Consider the following 18,518-nt stretch of genomic DNA (forward strand, 5'->3'; position numbering starts at 1 on the left):
TTCCGGAACATCCTCCCACTTTGTTCCTGGTGCAATACCACCTTCAGGATAACCTTCCTCTTCATCATATTCCCATCCGCAAACGTCACATACATATTTCATTAGTTTGTTCCTCCTTATAAATATATTAATACACAGCATATATTACTGTTGTATTTGTGTTGTTCTGTAACCTTAATATGTATAAATGCTTTTAGCATTTCCATAATCCATGCAGGTTACAATATGCATATACTTCTTCTACCTGTTCACCATCGCAAAGACAAAAATCTGCTACCGGCTCCTGCCCTGGATTTAACTGTTTTCTGTATATTCCCTGGTTTGTATTTAATGTAATCCACTCAATGAAATGCGCTTCAAGCATTGGATGTTTTGTCTCTCCGACCACGACATGAACATGACTGCCTTCTACCGTATATACAGGTACATGCTTCTCGACAGCAGCATCTGTCACTCCGGCTTTTAATTCCTGCATAGGTTCTCCGCAACAAATTACAGGTACACCCTTATCCTTTACCTTTTCAACAATGTTTCCACAATGCTTACAAATATAATACCTTACTTCCATGCCTTTTTCTCCTTCCATGTGTAAAATTTATAATTCAATTGTCTCCATAATCTTTTTCAATGAATCTGCAGATTCCTTAAGCTTTAACGCTTCCTCGCCACTTAAATTAATAGGTATATCAGACTCAATACCATCTGCACCTACAATAGCTGGCATACTTAACGATACTTCGTCAATATCATATACTCCATGAATCATGTGTGATACAGGAAGTATTGATTTTTCATCTCTCATAATCACTTCGCAGATTCTTTTTACAGACATTGCAATTCCATAATATGTAGCGTGCTTTTTGTTTATAATCTCATAAGCACTGTTCTTGACTGCTGTAGCTATTTCTGCCGTGTTTTCCTTGTACTTGTAATGTCCACGCATTTCACACATTTCACTTAATGGAACACCAGATACATTGGCTGATGACCATGCTACAACTTCGCTGTCTCCATGCTCACCTACTATAAATGCATGAACACTCCTGCTGTCCACAGATAAATGCTCACCAAGCTTATATCTTAATCTGGCACTATCTAACACAGTACCCGATCCAATAACCCTGTTTTCTGGAAGTCCGGATAACTTTATGGCTACCTGAGTCAGGATATCTACCGGATTCGCAACTACAAGCATGATACCTGCAAAATTTCTCTTTGCTATTTCAGGAATGATTGACTTAAATATTGCTACATTTTTATTTACGAGATCAAGCCTTGTCTCTCCCGGTTTCTGTCCAGCTCCGGCAGATATGACAACAATTGCAGCATCAGCCACATCATCATAATCTCCGGCATATATTTTCATCGGACTTGCAAATGGAATACCATGACTGATATGACCTGTATATATCGCCATTACCATACATAACATAGAACTTAAAGCAAAGTATTTGTGACTTGATTTTTGCTTTTTATATCCAGTGTAAAAAGTCCCAAGCATTGTGATCAATGCTCCTACTGACCAATATTTATGTGCTTTCATGTAATTCCTCCATTTTTTCAGTGTATTCAATTCTAATTATACGCTACCATATTCCTATGTCAATTTGATAATAGAGCCTTCCTATAAATTTTTTCAAAATATCATTGTCAAAACTATGTATTGTTATCCTTTAATTTTTCTTTGAAATAATTGACAAAAAGCTTGCTTTCAGGAGATTACTATTTAATCTCTTTTCCATCTATATATAGTTGAAATTTATCAGGATTATTGACAACATCATAGTCCTTTCCGTATTCTACAGGTCTATATTCGGCTGTCATTACCGATTCCCCGTCTTCAATATCCTCTTTCCATAAATAGATGTTCATATCAATGCTCGTCGCATATCCTCTGTCTGTGGAGAATTTTGTCGAATGAAAAGAGACTTTACAACTTAAAATTGGATAAAAAGGACAACAAAAAAGAAGAGCTGCTTGCTCTTCCCATATAGTAGTAGTAAAATAATATGTCATGCCAGCGCAATATATTACCTAGAATATCGCTATAACAGGAAAGGGGCTGCATTGTGACAGCCCCTAGTTTACTTCATCACGTTGTCTACATTCTGAGTGAACTCGTTCCCTGGTTTATTTTAGCATCGGTCTGGATTTTGTTTCATAAAGATAAATTTTGCCACAGAGCGGTCGTATGTTTTAATGTGTCCAAACAGCCAGTCGATTACATTTTTCTGTACAAGTTCACTGAACCGATCTGTTGGTCCTTCATACTCCTGAAGGTATTCATACAGTTCCTGAATTGTCTTTTTAAACTCTTCATGTTTTTCATAATGTTTTTCACGCTCTGGATAACCGGATTTTTCCTGAAGCTTTTCCTCTTCTTTGAAATGAAAGTCAGTATATTCATCCAGATAATCCAGCATTTTGATTGCTTTTACTTTGCTGTCGCCATTTTGACAGGCAGTTACAAAGTTCTGGATACGGTCGATCAATTCTTTATGCTGGGTATCAATTGTTTCATTTCCTGTTACTAAATTGTCATCAAAGGTAATGTTTAAATCGTAAGTCATAATTTGACCTCCATTTCTTTTATATGTTCTCTTAGGCTCTTTTAATGTATGGCAGTTTCGTACCTGCATTTTCTGCTTAGTCTTCTACAGGAACGAAAACATCTTTTCCTAATCCGCAGATTGGGCATGTCCAGTCATCTGGAATATCCTCAAATGCAGTTTCTGGATCGATACCAGCGTCTGGATCTCCTACTGCCGAATCATAAATATATCCACATGGTTCACATTCATATTTTATCATAGTCATTTTCCATTTTCAATGTCGATTTATTTTTGTTACCAAGTTTCTAGCAATTTTTCTAACACTTTGTTTCTTGTATATCTGTATTATACATGATAATTATTCTTTTGTCAATAATAGTAATTATTATCATTTTTACACTTAGCATAAACTGATATTTGAATTGCACATTTACATATTGTATATATCATGGGAATAGTTGAATAAAAAAATGAACTCTATTCATTAAAGACAGAGTTGCTGGAAATTATTTCTCTACAACAACTTTCTTCGTCTTTAAGCCATTGAAACACAATACTGTCCAATCAGCTTCGTCCAACTATTATATTTATTCTTTTCACACACCTTTCGGCAAATTTCATTTTCCATCAGTACACAGAACATCTTATCCTAAGCAAATGCCCAAACCGCACCATTCACATGGTTTTCCACTGCTTTCTGATCTATGCGATTTAAGCGTGTGACCATTTTTTCAATTTCTCCATTTCTCAAGTTACCGATATTTTTGCAGATAAACCGAAAGAAATTCAACGTTGCATATTCGTCATGCCAATGGAATTCTTCTGGATTGTTTTTAATTTTACTGGCTCGCTGCTGTTCTTTGATTATCTGATCAGCTACACCTTTCATCGAATCTTCGTATCTCATATTATTCACCTACTCTTCCTCAACTGAACCACTATATTCAATTATTCCATACCAATCTTTACATATCTTCTCTTTTGAACATATAAAGATGAGTGAAATCTGCATTACCCATATAGCACCTTTGGCTAACATTGAAAAGAAAATTTATTTGAATCAATGTGAGATACCTATTGAAAATATTATCTTGCTACGCAATAATGATACCATATATCTTTTTACCGAAAGTGAGTATGCAGCATTATAACAAAAAGAACCTGTTTATGTTCAGGTTCTTTCTGATCGTATTCAATATAAACTATATAATTATTCGCTTTCTCACAAATTATTCTTCATAATTTCCAAATAATTTTCCGGGAATCCAATCAGATTCAAATCAATGTCGTCCCTATATTCATCTATCACTGTTTCCACCGTCTGAATCAATGATTTCTTACTAAATTCTACAATAACCCACAACGGCATTTTGCTAGAATATTTCAATTTGTGATGTTTTACAATCAGACTATCTTTATAATAATTTTTCTCCCTGCTGAAATTTTCCATAACTTCCTTGTAACCCTTTTTGTTATAGAAATTATTTTCATCGTAATGCTAATCATGCGGAGCTTCTATACATTTGGCTATTGAAAATCCATATACTATCTGTGTCCTATAATATACTTCTGCTTTTTCAATATAGTCACTACCAGAAGGCTCTTGTCTGAATTGCAAAGCATAACCCGTAAAGCGATAATAATTTACTCTTTTTAAAATGTCTTTTGCTTTTTCTCTATCAGCGACAAGCCTTGCATATTCTTTATGATCTGGATTATAGGACATCATCATCTTCCGCATAAGATTCTGACCATAATCCGTCTCTGCACACCCTCTTGAACCAGCCCTAAGAAGTGCTTTCCATGGATATATCTTATATAATGGCTCTGCTCTTTCAAGAAGCCATATTTCCATCGCAGTCATATAAGACTTTTGAAGCGGTGCCGAATCAATGGAGATAAAGCCTTTTATCTTATCCGGATATAATTCCATATACATTTGAGCCAGATATCCGCCCATAGACTGACCGATAATGATCGGATTATAAATTTCTTCTTTTGCCAGGATTTCATAAAGCCATTCTGCCATGTCTGATAAACTGTAATTATTCGTAAATGGTCTGGATAATGCATGTGATGGTGCATCCCATACAAACACATTCTGTTTATTCTCAAAATATTCTGTCTGCTTCTCAAAAAGCCGGTGGTCTGCCGTAAGTCCCGGTAAAAACACTAATGTAATTTTCTGTTCCCCTTCCTATAAACCATTTCCAATGTCGTATGGGCGACATTCAATACTTGTGATTGTTTTTCTTCCGACAAAGCGAAAAATTTATCATTTATAAATCACCTCCGTTGACCAGTTCGGTTAATATGAGTATATACCCATTGACCGATTAACGGAAGGCCTCATTGATCAGAGAGCAGCACACATCAACAGTGATCTGAGCACGCAGAAAGTCATTCAGAAACACTGCGATTCTTACCGGCTCTGCCGTAAAGTGATAGAAGATTGCAAATCTGCAAAAAATCCAAAAGCTTACTGAACCAAGCATCAGGCAGAATACCAGCTCCACGATTCATTAAAAAAAGAGCTTCAGGATCTCAGTATTACCAAAATCCCAAGCTCTAATAAAATCCAGAATCAGATAGAAAATCTTGAATCAGAACAGGCTGCTGCCCTCCGGAAAAACAGGACTTGCAGAAAAAGCTGAAGACCCTGTTTCACATTTTTATCATTCGTGTACCATTTACCTGATTGATGAATAGCATAAGCACCTTTTCTCAATGCCATTGCAACTACAGGGCAGGCATCTGCATCAACAAATATTTGCACTAGTTCCTCTCCATTTCTTTTTGAATCCATGTCATAATTATATCTACAAGATATTCCTGCTGCACTTGGCTTAGTTTCTTTCCCGGTTGCATTTTATGCCACTTCCGAATGCAATCTCTGCAACATGTTGCCGTTGCATGCTGGGCAATAAATACCGGATGCCCACGCATTGGTGTCTGCTTGCCATCATTTGCTATATACGCCGGAGCTTCTCTCTTTGCGATAAACTCCTTTGCATGTTGTCTGATTGTATCCAGTCCTTTTTCGTTTATGTAATCAATATCCTTCTGCTTCAGATGGAAACTGCTTCGAAACTTGGAATTATCCAGTCGTTCAAATAACTGCTTGTACCATTCATCCTTCGTCATGTCATCACCACAAATCGTATTGTTTCATAGTCTCTGTATTTCGATATTCATGCTTCTCATAATATCCTATCAACTTCCCATCATCTCTGAGTGCCACCATATAAACATCTTTATTCTGTTTCTCGTTGTGAAAAGTATAAACGATATTATGACTTTCATCTACTGCAAACCAGTCCACTACCTGCTGTATTTTATCTCTTGATTCCGGATTATGACAATCTAACAAACTTCTTCCAACTAGTTTATCGCCACCTCGCTTCGCATAACTGATAACAGCTGCCGGATTCATGTAAATAATCTCATGATTAAGATTGCATATAACAATGGATGCTCTGTCCTGATCAACAATACTTTTATAAAAGCTGACCATCTATCTTTTTATGTATTTTTTTCTTTTTACTTTTCGCCATCTTATGTTATCCTTAGAACTTCACTACTTCCGGTTCATGTGTAAATGATGAAAATGTAGCTATTGCATATCTAAAAGCATCAGATCAATTCCAATATTTTCTCCTATCATCTGGATTGCCTGATTTCCGTTTTCGGCTCCCAGATAGTTATAAGCATCTCCAAGCACTCTCGCATTGTCATCTTTTAGTCCTCCTGTCAATTGTATTCCACTAATTCATGAACCTCTGCTAATCAATTATATACATACCTTATAATCGTTTTTATAACTTCATCAATCACAATCGGCTTTGACAAATGTGCGTTCATTCCTGCATCCAGTGATGCCTGAACATCTTCTGCAAATGAATTAGCTGTCATTGCTATAATAGGAATGTTTTTTCCATCCGGTCTGTCATTCATTGCCCTGATTGCTTTTGCCGCTTCATAACCATTCATTTCAGGCATCATGATATCCATCAGGATTACATCAAATGTGCCTTCCGGATGATTTCTGAAAATCTCAACAGCATTCTTTCCATCCACAGCTCTTTCTACATTCATCCCGAACTCTTCCAACTGCACGGCAGCAATCTCTGCATTCAGTTCATTATCCTCTGCAAGAAGGACATTCACACCTGTAAGATTCACCTTTTCAGAAATACCTGTGTCTGACTTATTACATTCCTTATCTGTAATTTCCAAAGGAATATCCACAGTAAATGTGGTTCCCTCATTCATCGGTGTCCTCATATCATGGGACATATGTGACAGAAATGCTGTTTTTGCCTTGTTTGCAGCCTGTGCATGCTCTGCCAGTTCCGCCATTTTCTCAGCTTTCTCCTGGGCCGCCTTCTGAGCTTTTTTTCTTGCACTGAGACGCACCATTGTCACAGCCATAATAGTCAGCAGCCATCCAAAAATAAGAAGAACCCAAACAGTAACAACAGGATGCAGACGGATCCAGTCAACAAATGTCAGCTCTGTTGCTTTGTATGTGGTATACTGTGCTGCAAGATCTTCAACAAGATTTTTGGGCATGGCATACATTGCTTTCGTCAGAATACCAGCCAGCGCATGGTTCTCAGTTGATGAAATTACCATGCGGTAGGTGAATGTAGGCTGTTCCAGCAGAGTATATGTCATGGTGCCCGTAGTGTCACTGTTCACAAACGCCTGTGCCATGTAATAGTAGACGAAGGCAGCATCTGCTTTACCCTCACGGACAGCTTCCATCATTTCCTGTCGGGTACTGCACATCAGTTTTTCTGCACCGGGTGCCATTGCATCTTCAATTGAATTTGATACTGTCTGGTCAACAGTAGTAACAACATTAATTTTTCCATCAAAGTCACGCCGTGTCACACTTGCCAGCTGCATCGTAATGAAAGGTGCAGTAATCCCCCATTTTTTCGTCTCAGCATAGTTATCTGTTTCCAGGCGCGCATCGATGCTAATATCTGTAGTATCCTTATTTTTCTGATAGGCAATATACTCATCTCTGGTGGCAGGTGTAAGAAACTCATAGGAAATCCCGGCATAGTCTGCAATTTTCCGGAAGTAATCCGGGATAATACCCTTCATCTCACCATTTTCATTATAAGAATATGGATAACGGGTCGGATCACACAGAACATGAAGCGGGTTGTCCTTGGAATACTGTGAAATAATACTTTTTTCTTTCTCCGTATATTCTAGATTCTTAGTTTCTATGCTTTCATAATTTTTATTATAAAGTGTCGTTTTCCAGTCACCCTCAACTGCATTCATCTGGTCGATTGCATAATTGATCTCATTCAGCAATTCTGTATTACCTTTTTTAACCATGACATAGAAATCGCTGCTGTCAAATTTATCCACGATACGCTCATTGTTTGTTTTTCTCAGAGAACTGGCAGCAATAGCATCAACATTTCCGCTCTGAAGAGCTTCCTCCATCTCTTCTGTCGTATCAAAATAAAATGGATCATATGTAAATCCTTTATTGCCTGCAAAATCCGCAAACTCTTTATCTCGTGAGCTTCCGTTCAAAAGTGCCACACGCATACCGTTGTAAGTACTGTAATTACCATCCACAATCGTGCTGTTGTCACTGCGGACGGTCAGAATCCCATTATTGGTTCCGATCGGACGTGAAAAATCAAACTTTTCTTTTCTTTCCGGTGTTTTGCGGGGAGATGTTACCATATCAATCTCGCCATCTTCAAGCATCTGCTGCATATCATCCCAGCTCTTATCATATCCGACATATTCGTAATCTACATCCCAATAACGGGCCATCAGCCGAAGAAAATCATAGCCATACCCGCTGCGGTTGCCTTCTTCATCCATCACATGATAACCATCCATGGCAAAGAAACCGACTTTGACAGTTTCATGCTGCGAACTGTCCTCGGCTGCATATGCAGTCTGGGGAGAAAATATCATACACACGCATACAAAAGCCAGTAATACTGCCACATATTTCTTTGCTCTCGAAATCATATTAAATCTCCTGTCTGTCTGTCAAATATATTTTCTCTATACATCTCCTTGTCAACCTCCTGATTTAATAAAATTGCACTGCCGCATCAAATCCATTTGTCACTGTTCAGTGACCTGCGGTTCGGTACCCCCCCCACCAGATTTTATGCTTCTGATCGTCTTTTCCAGCATCTTCATCTCAACCGGTTTTGAAACATGTGCATTCATGCCAGCTGCAAAAGAATGCTGAATATCTTCTGAAAATGCATTCGCAGTCATGGCAATGATCGGAATCGTCTTTGCCAGTTCATGGGAGCTTCTGCGGATTGCCTTCGTTGCCTCATAACCATTCATAACAGGCATCTGCACATCCATCAGGATCATGTCATAATCACCTGGAGCAGACTGCTCAAATGCTTTCAAAATCTCTTCGCCATTTTCACAGATGGCACATTCCGCACCTTCAATCTTTAACAGTTCCGTCAGGATCTCTGCGTTCAACTCATTATCCTCTGCACACAGGAATTTCATTCCCTGCAGAATATTTCCACCCTGCTCATCTGTTTCTTCTTGTGCCGCCAGAGCAACCGTTCTATCCTCTGCAATTTTCAGATCCAAGAGAACCTCAAAACAGCTTCCCTGTCCCAATTCACTCTCCACATCAATGGTACCTCCCATTGCCTCAACCAGATTCTTAGTAATCGCCATTCCAAGTCCGGTTCCTTGTATTTTATTTGTAAGGGAACTTTCCGCACGGGTAAACGCATCAAAAATTGTATCCTTGAAATCTGCCGACATTCCCATACCATTATCGCTAACTAAGAAACGGTACTTTGCATAGACAGATGACTTTGTCTCACATTCTTCTACCAGAAGCTGAATTTCCCCACCTTCCTGGGTATACTTCACTGCATTGGAAAGCAGGTTGCTGAAAATCTGCATCAGGTGAACCTGATCCCCATTCACCCACTCATGCTGAATATTTTCTTTTATGATTGTAAAGGTCTGCTGCTTTTCATATATTTGAGTATGAAATATAGTGTCAAGTTCCTGTATAAAATCCAGTATAGAAAAGTCAGAATACTTGAAGACTGTTTTTCCTGCCTCAATCTTACTCATATCCAAAACATCATTAATAATTCCTAACAGATGCTGTGATGAAATATCTATTTTATCTGCATACTCTATAACTTTTGCTTTATTACCTGCATCATGTCTGATCAAAGATGTGATACCAATGATTGCATTCATAGGTGTGCGAATATCATGTGACATATTAGACAGGAAATCCGTTTTCGCCTTATTTGCATTTTCAGCTGTCTGTAAAGCCTCTGTTGCAACGTTCTTTGCCTTTTTCAGTTTTTGATTGACTACTTCCATTTCCTTCATTGTTTGTAAATGAAGTTCATTATTTCTTTTTTCATATTCTGCTTTTTGATCTGCAAGACTGAGTCTGGAAATACTGTAGAATAATCCGGTAAAAAGTAAAAGTATAAAACCTGCCATGAGTATTGTTGTAAACAACACCGTTTTCTGGTAATCCGTCAGCACATTGTCAACAACTCCCCTTGCCACAATGCATACCAAAATGGTGTTGTTGCTTTCTATCGGGCAATACCCCAGATAATAGGGATTCTGTTTTCCCAAAAGTGCAACTCCGGATTCTCTGTTATCAAACTTCTTTTTGAACAAATCAGCCTCTTCTTCTGTAATAGCCTGTTCCCCTTTTAAATGTTTTAACAAAGAATAATTACGCAGGTATTTATCTCCACTCTGGTTCGTATACGTAATATTTCCGTCATTATCCAGCATGAACAAATATGCTTTCCCATGATAACCTTTCAATTTTAACATGGAATCCAGTTTCGAATGATCATACACAGTTCCAATTGCCGTATAAGTTTCCCCATTGATGGTATATTCCTGACATGGGATCGCAACCAGATAACCGTCTTTTTTCTTCTGATCATAATCAAGACGCACCAGTTTTCCAATATTGTATCCGTTCTTTAAGTCCAGCAGAAGTTTACTTGGCATATCAATCCGCATTTTTGTTCCACCTGCTGATATTGCCTGACCATTTTCCTGAAGGAATATAAGTGTACTTTCCGATTCTTTTTCCCATGCTTCAAAGAAACTTTTGTTCACATCCGTTTCAAGAGACAGCTCCCTCTCATGAAGTAAAAATTCCTCAACCAACTGCAGCTGGTTGTAGTATCCACTCACTTGAAGATCATAGGTCTGCTGTATCTGTTCAACAACAGCTTCCATACTGCTTTTTCCATTTTCGCTGATATACTTGCCAGACTTACTTATAAGATACTTTATACAAACTAAGCTTAAAAGAATAATAAGTAGTATAAGCAACAGCCTTGTTATTTTTTTTCTTTTATTTACCGTTTGTTCTACCTCCACTTTTACTGTTCAACCTCTATATAGTCTTCCGGTGCTGACGGCTGCTGTCCTTTTGACATTGCTTCGATCCATGCACTTGATAATGTTGTATCTTTAAGCTGCTCAATCTCACATTTCGGATTTATTTTTTTCAAAACAGACATTGTGGTGTCTGTAAGAAGAATAGAGTATTCCTTTTCTTTGTCTATTTTCTTATCATTAACTGTCAAGTCCTTTAATGAAAATCCACTTTCCTCTTGATTGACGATCATTTTCATACCGGATGCAATTGGTAATTCGTATTTATTTGTTACATAAAAATTCTCATCAGCTTCGGCGAGATAATTTTCCACGAGTTCATAAACCTGTTTACCATTAATTTTTGCAAAATATAATACTGTATCTGAACTCTTCGCTGTCATCATGCCAACCCGGCTATTGGTGCATTCTCCTTTGTACATAGAAGAAGTAAAATAATAATATGGTGCCAGCGCCAGCTGTGCATCATTTTCTTCTCTGATCGTAGTTAAAATGGAAGATGCTGCATCACGGCCATTTCTATCGTTCAGTGAAATGGAATATTCATTTTCAAAATTCACCATTGCTTTTTCTTCTGGATCTTTACGATTCATTACACTGCGAAAAGTATCATAAGCCTGTGTTTCATCCATTTCCCCTGTCAGTAATCCGTGAACAGCCTCAAGACTTGCATCAAATGATTTTTGAGCGGAATACCGGATATAAACAGCATTATTATTAATTTCCTCTTTCAGTCCTGGCACATCCTGCATCATGGTTGGAACATCTGTATTCAATGAAATAACACCGCTTCCATCCGCAATCAGCTTTTGCCCCTCTTCTGAAATCATACAATCCAGCACATCCAGTGCAGTATCCAGTTTCTCCCGGTCTTTTTCCAGATTTTTGTTAAATGCAATGTTTAAGGACGGAGTCATGTACACATAGGATTCATCCGATGTCTGTGAAAAGTAAGGAATACGGATCAGCTCCGCATCCATCTGTTTCTGCACCTGCTGCATAACCGTCGGATGTCCATGAAACATTGCTGATTTTCCCTCGACAAACATCTGGATTCCTGTATCGACGTCAATATTGATATCTTCTTTGCCAAAATGCGAGTCCTTAAGAAACTGACTGGTTTCTGAAAAAATACGTTTCCATAATACATCATCAAACTTCACTTCATCCGCTGCAGTCTCTGCACCGTTTCGCCATTCAATACCATCCAGGCTTGTAAACTCACCGATTGCCGCCGCCTGGATGATTTCATTATTAGACCAGTCTTCCCCAAGATCCATGGAATACGGTTTTATGCCATTATCATAAAACTGCTGACAGGCCTGTACATATTCCTCATAATTTTCTGGAATCTTTACGCCATACTGATCAAATAGTGTTTTGTTGGCAATGATCGTCTGCGGAATACCACAGATTGGCAGCCACTGGATTTCATCCTCCTCATTCTTATAATATTGCACCGCATAAGAATAATACTTAGAAACAACATCATAAGAAGCAAAATCCATAAGATAAGGCTGTAAGTCCTGTGCATCTGTTCCGGAGAATCGACGTACTGTTATGATATCCGGTAATTCATCATGTTCTTTAAAATAACTGTATAAATCGGTATCATTGTTACCAATAATAAATTCAATATCCTGATCAGGAAACTGTTCATGGATATAAGGTGCAATATTTTTCATCAAACGATTTTCCCACAGATAAACGGTAAGATGATCATCGTTTTTAGATATTTCTTTCTTTGACTGTCCACATCCAGACAAAACAGCAGTTGTTGCAAGTATACCTGACACCACTGCTATCAGACAACGTTTTGCCTTTTTCATACTCTTATTTTCCTCATTCTTTCCTGACAAAATCATTATTGTTACGTCTATGAAATAACACCGTAAAAAAGCACCGTCAGACAGACAGTGCACCTCATTTCATGCAACTGGCTGCCATTTTAAAGGCCCTGTAGCTTTGCGTCCCAGACTTTCATCTGGTTTGCCGATTTCCTTATTATAGATTATAGCTTTTAAACTTATGCAAAAAACTGATTTTATTATACTTTAACGCTCTATTATACACAAGAAAAAAAATAACCGTTTTAACGTTCAAAAACAAAAAAGCCGAAAGCCACATTGTTATCCGTGACCTCCGACTCATCTTTTAGAAAAACGGTTAATCCATGATATATTATTTTCTTGAGTGAATTTTTACCCTACCTTGATCACCCTGTATCATTTAATAACTTCTTCTCTTGTCATAATCCCCGTAAATTGTTCAACGCCAAAACGTCTCATAAACATTTCACATTTGCATAGGAAAAAATAATAAATATTTAATCCGCAACCACTTAATCCTTCATAATTCCCCTGACCTTTAGAAATCAGCAAATCAGCGTTCTTGATCTCCTCCATTGCTTCCTGGGATATTGCTCCTATAACGTTACCTGGCATTCCTGTACCGTTTCCAATTACCTTTTGCGCAACATTTTCCATATGAATATATTTTGCATCCTCTAATGTCGCATCATTTAGAACCGGCTTTCCTCTTACAATTACAGATATATACAAATCAGGATTAATATCTCGAAGAGTTGAAATGAATAACTTATCTGTTACAATTTCTCCGCAGTTATCTGTAAAATAAACTAACCTGTTTGCATTGACTATATCTTTCTGAAAAACAGTCAGCAGATTAGGATCTATATGTATATTTACTGCTTCATCCAGCTGAGTTTTTAACTTAATTTCATTCACATTTTCTAATGCACCAAAATCAATATAATTTCCAACCATCGCATACTGTATTGCCATTTTCAAATGATCTTCAGCTATATTAACTCTATTTTTCATATATGGAAGACATTCCAACATTAATTGATTATAATGTTTTTTAATTTCCGTATAGTCCATTAAATTCCCAAACATATCCCGACGAAGGTTGTCCATTTTCTCTGCTATCTGTGGTGTAGTTAATCCATCACTATTCCTTATGATTTCGTTAACTTCATATTGATATTTTTTTATTTCTTCTTTAGTTACATTATCAGGGTATTTATCAACATTTCGTTTTATCTGACATTTTTTACATTCTTTATTTATAACCATATTATTCTCCCTACATCATATTAGTTTATTACAGTAAATAAAAATGATTCTTTTCATTTTCTTTTTTGTAGATTGTTGTTCTATTTTCAATATCGACCCGACACGTTTCTGCTATACTATTTACTATTTTTTCTGTATTTCCATGATGCACCGATGCATATACAATTGCTTTTCTCATATCTCCCCTTTCTATCAGATCAATAATAGAATTATACCATCATTTGTCAGCTTGTAAATCTGTTTCATTACAAGCAAGCCCTGTAGCTCCTCCGATCACAACAGCGTTTTTCCGATCAGACCTTTACTGAAAACCTGCTCCAGTGATTCCAGATTCTGAAGGCTCATACCGGCCAAGTCATCCGGATTCAGGTTAAGTAATGGATTATCGCTCACTTGCCAACCTCCTTCTATGTTTTTTTATGGTTTTATTATAGCCGCAGCTTTCTTTTAGAAAAATACTACTTTTGTATGATTTGCTGTGTATTTCGCCTGTATTTTACTATTTTTATCAAACAATGTTTCTTCTTTCTATTAATTATTTTTTACAAAGAACAAAAAAGAGAACCCCAACGGATTCTCTGTAATCAATATCCTTTCAAAAGCCCCAACGCGCTTCCCCTCACCAAGAGACGTGGTGGGTTCTGTGAGCTATTTGGTTAGCACTGTTGCTATCGTTCACAGCAAGATGAGAAAACCATTCATCCGGTGCGGCACCATGCCAGTGTTTCACTTCTGCCGGAAAATACGGTGCAAACCCATCATTTGGTGCACCGATAGGAAATACCATCTCTTTTTGTGTTACACCATGATTTTTTGCATTTTGAAGATGATATTTTAAAGAAGAATCCGTAATCCAGATATAATCCAGCCCTTCCGTGTCCACCGGCTCCAGGAATAATGCAATGTCTACAAGTCCTTTGTTCATCATCTCATACACTGTATCTGCTGTTGCAGTATGCAACACAATCTGAACCAGTGGATATTTTTCTTTATATGTTTTGCATATCTCCGCCAATGTCTCCACCGCTGCAAATTCACCGCATCCAATGGTTATAGTTCCCTCTACAACATCTTCTTTTCCTTTCAGTTCCTCAAGTGTTTTTTCCTCAAGATTAAGGATCTCCAGGGCACGCCTTTTTAATAAAATCCCCTCTTCAGTAAGCGAAATTTTCTTCCCGCTTCGAATAAATAATGTTACTCCAAGCTCCTCTTCAAATGCCGCCATTTGTCTGGATAGCGTTGGCTGGGTAATATGCAATTGTTCTGCTGCTTTTGTAAAGCTCTGTTCTTTTGCTACTGTCAAAAAATAGCGTAATAGTCTTAATTCCATGTTTTTATATTCCTACAATTTTTTTATTCTAACCATTCTATCATGTTGCATCCCAGACATCATCTATATCTTTAATGTGACATTTTACAGTCTTATGTGATAAGTTATTTCAGATAAATTTTCTCTATTCGTCGTTGCTCCAACTCGGCCCTAAGAATAATCCCAAGTGTCAGACAATAGTCCGGATCCCTCAGATCACTGCCAAGCATGGCAGTAATATGAGATAACCGATCGAGCAGAGTAGAACGATGCAGATAAAGCGCCGCAGCAGTTTTTGTAACAGAAAGATTATTGTCCAAATACACCCTCAGAGTATGTAAATAAGAAACCTGTGAACTGTCATCATGTTTCTTCAGGCGTTTCAGGCCTTCCGTATAATAAACCCAGCTTGGCCGTCCCGCCAGAGCACTGTTGAGAAGCTGCGGAAGCAAATAGTCCTGAAAATAGAATATGATAGAATTATCTTCCTGAGAAAGTCCGTTCTGCAACGCCGCAGAAGCCTGAAACCAGGCATGATTTCCATCGTAGAGATTGGTAAATGAGGAGGAAACACCACAAATGGCTCCAAGTTTTTCCAAAACGGAAGTCAGCGAATCCATTGATTCCTTTTGAACCTGATCAGCAGGCAGAAATTCTACAACAGCATCCTCAAATTCAAATGCAAATGATCCTGGATGTCGCTCCTCCAAAGCAGCAGAAAGATAGGTTCCTGAAAGATGACTACCGCTGGATTCCGGAATCAGCTTCATACAGATCCAATCATGCTTTCCATTTTCCATACTCAAAGCACGACGATATTCAAAATCAATACGCTGCCCGGAAATGACGCTGCGCAAGGCTCGTCGTACAGCGGTACGGGTACTGGACAAAATCGGATTCTGCTGAATAGCCTGTCGCAGAAGTTTGGAAAAGAAAACTGCCAATGCCCTGTCAGAGGACCTGAATGGACGAGATCCTTCAAAAACAGTCAGACATCCTAAGTATTCTTCCTGATCGAAAATATTTACAGAGAGAGAACGCCTTCCCTGTAATTCCAGCAACAGAGGTTCGCGAACATAGTTGGACATATCATGCAGAGACAGAAATGTTGCCATTTTCTCAACATCGAAAGATTGCGTGTCCAATTGCAATCCCAATTGTTTTTTCAGGTACTCTTCCTCCGTCACTCCCAGATAGCGAAAATCCGAGCCTATAAGCAGCATTGGATTTTCAAAGATGCCTCTACTGGCATCCAGCATTTGAGACAAAGCTGCACCATGGCGCAGGATGAACCAGAGCCTTTCCTCCCAGGTATCATATTGATTGAACACTTCCTGCACCAAATTGAATATTTGAAAAATGTCCTGGCTGCCATGTATAAGAATAACGCTGCACCGCTCATAGTAGGCATTAAGATTCCAGTGTTCTCCCAAACATACCAGACAGACATTTTCTCCCAACTCTGGTGTCTGTGGTAAATGATCTGCAGAACAGACATAGACACTATTTTCCTCAAAGGACTGAGATCGATCCAGATAAAATTCCGGTCGGTTCAAGATCAGTGTACTGTTCTTCCTGCCATAAAACAAAACTCCTGTCAGTTCTTCTTTCAGCCTCCAATAAAGAATATCCGCGCATAACTTCATAACCAGCCTCCCAAATTATTCTAAAAATATTATAATTTTTCAAAAAAAAGCTGTCAAGATATCACCCATACGTTTTGTATGGGTGGCATCTGTTTTATATGCATTATTCACAAATAATGGCCATATAAATTGTATGGTTTTTTAGAATACAAATTGTATGTAAAGAAGAAGATAAAAACCATCTTTTTGTAGAATGTTCGATGCAGTATTTTTTGACTATAATAAATCAAAACAAAAGTAGACAGGAGGTATACCATGCTAAAAGAAAAACTGGAGACGAAAAAATGCTTTTCAACTGCCTGGGGCAGACTAATTACGGAGGAAGAAGCCTATCGACAGCTGAATCGCCAAATTGCCGCTATGACTGCCAATCTTTTTCAGGTCATGCGCATTTTTGAACCTAACTGGGAAAAACGCACCGCAGCCATCTGCAATATTGCCAATATGATGAATATGGCAGTTGCAGGAAGCCCCGATGAACAGAAAAACTATGTTAATGCTGCTCTCTATGAAGCATTTAACATCCCGGAGCTTTGTGAAAAATCCAGCTGGCTTGGTGGCATTACCGGTGACTCCGGCGATGAATGGGAAAATATGGCCGGTCGAGTAATACAGTTTACCCGAAATCGAGTGGAAAAAGAGCTGGATACCTGTCCCTGGGATATTGTGGGCAGCGAACTGTGCAATATGACCACCAGTATGTTCACTGCAAACTTCGATCTGGCTTCTTCCAACGGAACAGAAAACGAAGTGGCACTGAATATGTGCCAGGCACGAGGCTGTGGTAACAAGCACTGTCGTGTCGTGGCAGAACGACGGGATGTCTATGGACTGCCGAAGCAGGATTGGCTGGAACATATGCAGCAACCTGTAGATCCTATTCATGATACGCCTCGAGAACGCATGGTCAAAGATGGTCAGTGTCTGCGTAATGGTCAATACACACAGAACTTCGGCGAGGAAACATCGCTGGAAAAAGCATATCACTGGGTTGCGCAAATGGGCTGGGTATGGTCTATCCAGTTCCCAATGATGGCTATTAAAGAGATGGCGCCTGATGAAGATGAATTCATGCGAGTATTCCGCATTATCTTTGCTACTGCCGGTAAAAATCAGTTTATCGATCCCTTTGCAAAAGAAGGTCTGCGGAGTTTTCTGGGCATTCCTCATGATATGGACGAGAACGACGGCCGTATTCTCGGCGGATATATCCGCTATATGCTGGACGTACAACAGGTCCCCTATGAGATGGTTCGCTGGACCAAGGATGAAACCTGGATCAAGGTCAAATCAGAGGACTTTACTGCCCGTTATGAGATGGCACCTCTGGATGAACTGGTAGATGCCTACGAGGCACAGTGGAATGGTGCAGCTAAAACGCTGGTCAGCACGGAATGGTCCTGTGTAATCGAAAATCGTGACGAAGAAGAAATGTACATCAAGGTCATCCGCAAGGAAGACTCGCGAATGCTGTAAAGGAGGAGGA

General features: G+C 38.6%; 16 protein-coding genes, 4 pseudogenes and 1 riboswitch. Of the genes and pseudogenes, 1 reads left to right on the top strand and 19 read right to left on the bottom strand.

Features of this window, described 5'->3' with window-relative positions; genetic code table 11:
* The 19 genes and pseudogenes from H8Z79_RS10580 to H8Z79_RS10670 form a co-directional block, all read right to left on the bottom strand.
* Window positions 1–102, bottom strand: a 102-nt coding sequence (locus tag H8Z79_RS10580; RefSeq protein WP_187002817.1) for a rubredoxin, incomplete at its 3' end; no start/stop codon positions are given.
* Between the two features lie 91 nt (window positions 103–193).
* Window positions 194–568 carry a desulfoferrodoxin family protein gene (locus H8Z79_RS10585; protein WP_015541216.1) on the bottom strand — a complete coding sequence of 125 codons (375 nt, stop codon included), beginning with the start codon at window positions 566–568 and terminating at the stop codon, window positions 194–196.
* Window positions 569–595: 27 nt separating this feature from the next.
* Entirely contained in the window at window positions 596–1,543 is a 948-nt protein-coding gene (locus tag H8Z79_RS10590) for an L-lactate dehydrogenase (RefSeq protein ID WP_225876968.1), read from the bottom strand.
* Between the two features lie 592 nt (window positions 1,544–2,135).
* Window positions 2,136–2,570, bottom strand: a complete 435-nt coding sequence (locus H8Z79_RS10595; protein WP_015541209.1) for a bacteriohemerythrin — start codon at window positions 2,568–2,570, stop codon at window positions 2,136–2,138.
* A 76-nt stretch (window positions 2,571–2,646) separates the two neighbouring features.
* Window positions 2,647–2,811: a rubredoxin gene (gene rd / locus H8Z79_RS10600; protein ID WP_015541208.1), complete on the bottom strand. Its 165-nt coding sequence runs from the start codon at window positions 2,809–2,811 to the stop codon at window positions 2,647–2,649.
* 390 nt (window positions 2,812–3,201) lie between these two features.
* Window positions 3,202–3,459: a hypothetical protein gene (locus H8Z79_RS10605; RefSeq protein WP_015541207.1), complete on the bottom strand. Its 258-nt coding sequence runs from the start codon at window positions 3,457–3,459 to the stop codon at window positions 3,202–3,204.
* 315 nt (window positions 3,460–3,774) lie between these two features.
* Window positions 3,775–4,032, bottom strand: a pseudogene (locus H8Z79_RS17615) (hypothetical protein); the annotation flags it as partial.
* A gap of 207 nt (window positions 4,033–4,239) precedes the next feature.
* Window positions 4,240–4,743, bottom strand: a pseudogene (locus H8Z79_RS10615) (alpha/beta fold hydrolase); the annotation flags it as partial.
* Between the two features lie 462 nt (window positions 4,744–5,205).
* Window positions 5,206–5,295, bottom strand: a pseudogene (locus tag H8Z79_RS17680) (YaiI/YqxD family protein); the annotation flags it as partial.
* A gap of 32 nt (window positions 5,296–5,327) precedes the next feature.
* A complete protein-coding gene (locus H8Z79_RS10625; RefSeq protein WP_072523184.1) occupies window positions 5,328–5,696 on the bottom strand; it encodes a DUF4186 domain-containing protein in 369 nt (122 codons plus the stop codon).
* A gap of 4 nt (window positions 5,697–5,700) precedes the next feature.
* Window positions 5,701–5,985, bottom strand: coding sequence for a fatty acid/phospholipid synthesis protein PlsX (locus H8Z79_RS10630; protein WP_225876969.1), 285 nt, complete (start codon window positions 5,983–5,985; stop codon window positions 5,701–5,703).
* A gap of 180 nt (window positions 5,986–6,165) precedes the next feature.
* Window positions 6,166–6,306 carry a hypothetical protein gene (locus H8Z79_RS10635; protein ID WP_182279274.1) on the bottom strand — a complete coding sequence of 47 codons (141 nt, stop codon included), beginning with the start codon at window positions 6,304–6,306 and terminating at the stop codon, window positions 6,166–6,168.
* 32 nt (window positions 6,307–6,338) lie between these two features.
* On the bottom strand, window positions 6,339–8,567 hold the full coding sequence (locus H8Z79_RS10640) for a transporter substrate-binding domain-containing protein (RefSeq protein WP_187002838.1): 2,229 nt from the start codon (window positions 8,565–8,567) through the stop codon (window positions 6,339–6,341).
* A gap of 99 nt (window positions 8,568–8,666) precedes the next feature.
* On the bottom strand, window positions 8,667–10,817 hold the full coding sequence (locus H8Z79_RS10645; protein WP_187002839.1) for an ATP-binding response regulator: 2,151 nt from the start codon (window positions 10,815–10,817) through the stop codon (window positions 8,667–8,669).
* A gap of 146 nt (window positions 10,818–10,963) precedes the next feature.
* Complete coding sequence (locus tag H8Z79_RS10650) at window positions 10,964–12,808, bottom strand: ABC transporter substrate-binding protein (RefSeq protein ID WP_072523181.1); 1,845 nt, start codon at window positions 12,806–12,808, stop codon at window positions 10,964–10,966.
* Between the two features lie 99 nt (window positions 12,809–12,907).
* Window positions 12,908–12,983, bottom strand: a riboswitch (cyclic di-GMP riboswitch).
* Between the two features lie 221 nt (window positions 12,984–13,204).
* Complete coding sequence (locus H8Z79_RS10655; protein ID WP_072523180.1) at window positions 13,205–14,077, bottom strand: damage-control phosphatase ARMT1 family protein; 873 nt, start codon at window positions 14,075–14,077, stop codon at window positions 13,205–13,207.
* A gap of 28 nt (window positions 14,078–14,105) precedes the next feature.
* Window positions 14,106–14,255 (bottom strand): hypothetical protein, encoded by a 150-nt coding sequence (locus tag H8Z79_RS10660; protein ID WP_182001928.1) that lies wholly within the window; start codon window positions 14,253–14,255, stop codon window positions 14,106–14,108.
* A gap of 666 nt (window positions 14,256–14,921) precedes the next feature.
* Window positions 14,922–15,407, bottom strand: a pseudogene (locus H8Z79_RS10665) (LysR family transcriptional regulator); the annotation flags it as partial.
* 104 nt (window positions 15,408–15,511) lie between these two features.
* A complete protein-coding gene (locus tag H8Z79_RS10670; RefSeq protein ID WP_015541196.1) occupies window positions 15,512–17,032 on the bottom strand; it encodes a PucR family transcriptional regulator in 1,521 nt (506 codons plus the stop codon).
* A 255-nt stretch (window positions 17,033–17,287) separates the two neighbouring features.
* Here H8Z79_RS10670 and H8Z79_RS10675 point away from each other — a divergent pair, with 255 nt between their 5' ends.
* Window positions 17,288–18,508, top strand: coding sequence for a hypothetical protein (locus H8Z79_RS10675; RefSeq protein WP_005426710.1), 1,221 nt, complete (start codon window positions 17,288–17,290; stop codon window positions 18,506–18,508).
* Window positions 18,509–18,518 lie beyond the last annotated feature (10 nt).

Source organism: Blautia intestinalis (genome assembly GCF_014297355.1).
Lineage (GTDB): Bacteria > Bacillota > Clostridia > Lachnospirales > Lachnospiraceae > Blautia_A > Blautia_A intestinalis.

Bases quoted from the DNA above. Each gene is read 5' to 3' on its own strand.
- H8Z79_RS10585 (WP_015541216.1), bottom strand. From the start codon at position 568: ATGGAAGTAAGGTATTATATTTGTAAGCATTGTGGAAACATTGTTGAA.
- H8Z79_RS10590 (WP_225876968.1), bottom strand. From the start codon at position 1,543: ATGAAAGCACATAAATATTGGTCAGTAGGAGCATTGATCACAATGCTT.
- H8Z79_RS10595 (WP_015541209.1), bottom strand. From the start codon at position 2,570: ATGACTTACGATTTAAACATTACCTTTGATGACAATTTAGTAACAGGA.
- rd (WP_015541208.1), bottom strand. From the start codon at position 2,811: ATGATAAAATATGAATGTGAACCATGTGGATATATTTATGATTCGGCA.
- H8Z79_RS10605 (WP_015541207.1), bottom strand. From the start codon at position 3,459: ATGAGATACGAAGATTCGATGAAAGGTGTAGCTGATCAGATAATCAAA.
- H8Z79_RS10625 (WP_072523184.1), bottom strand. From the start codon at position 5,696: ATGACGAAGGATGAATGGTACAAGCAGTTATTTGAACGACTGGATAAT.
- H8Z79_RS10630 (WP_225876969.1), bottom strand. From the start codon at position 5,985: ATGAATCCGGCAGCTGTTATCAGTTATGCGAAGCGAGGTGGCGATAAA.
- H8Z79_RS10640 (WP_187002838.1), bottom strand. From the start codon at position 8,567: ATGATTTCGAGAGCAAAGAAATATGTGGCAGTATTACTGGCTTTTGTA.
- H8Z79_RS10645 (WP_187002839.1), bottom strand. From the start codon at position 10,817: ATGGAAGCTGTTGTTGAACAGATACAGCAGACCTATGATCTTCAAGTG.
- H8Z79_RS10650 (WP_072523181.1), bottom strand. From the start codon at position 12,808: ATGAAAAAGGCAAAACGTTGTCTGATAGCAGTGGTGTCAGGTATACTT.
- H8Z79_RS10655 (WP_072523180.1), bottom strand. From the start codon at position 14,077: ATGGTTATAAATAAAGAATGTAAAAAATGTCAGATAAAACGAAATGTT.
- H8Z79_RS10660 (WP_182001928.1), bottom strand. From the start codon at position 14,255: ATGAGAAAAGCAATTGTATATGCATCGGTGCATCATGGAAATACAGAA.
- H8Z79_RS10670 (WP_015541196.1), bottom strand. From the start codon at position 17,032: ATGAAGTTATGCGCGGATATTCTTTATTGGAGGCTGAAAGAAGAACTG.
- H8Z79_RS10675 (WP_005426710.1), top strand. From the start codon at position 17,288: ATGCTAAAAGAAAAACTGGAGACGAAAAAATGCTTTTCAACTGCCTGG.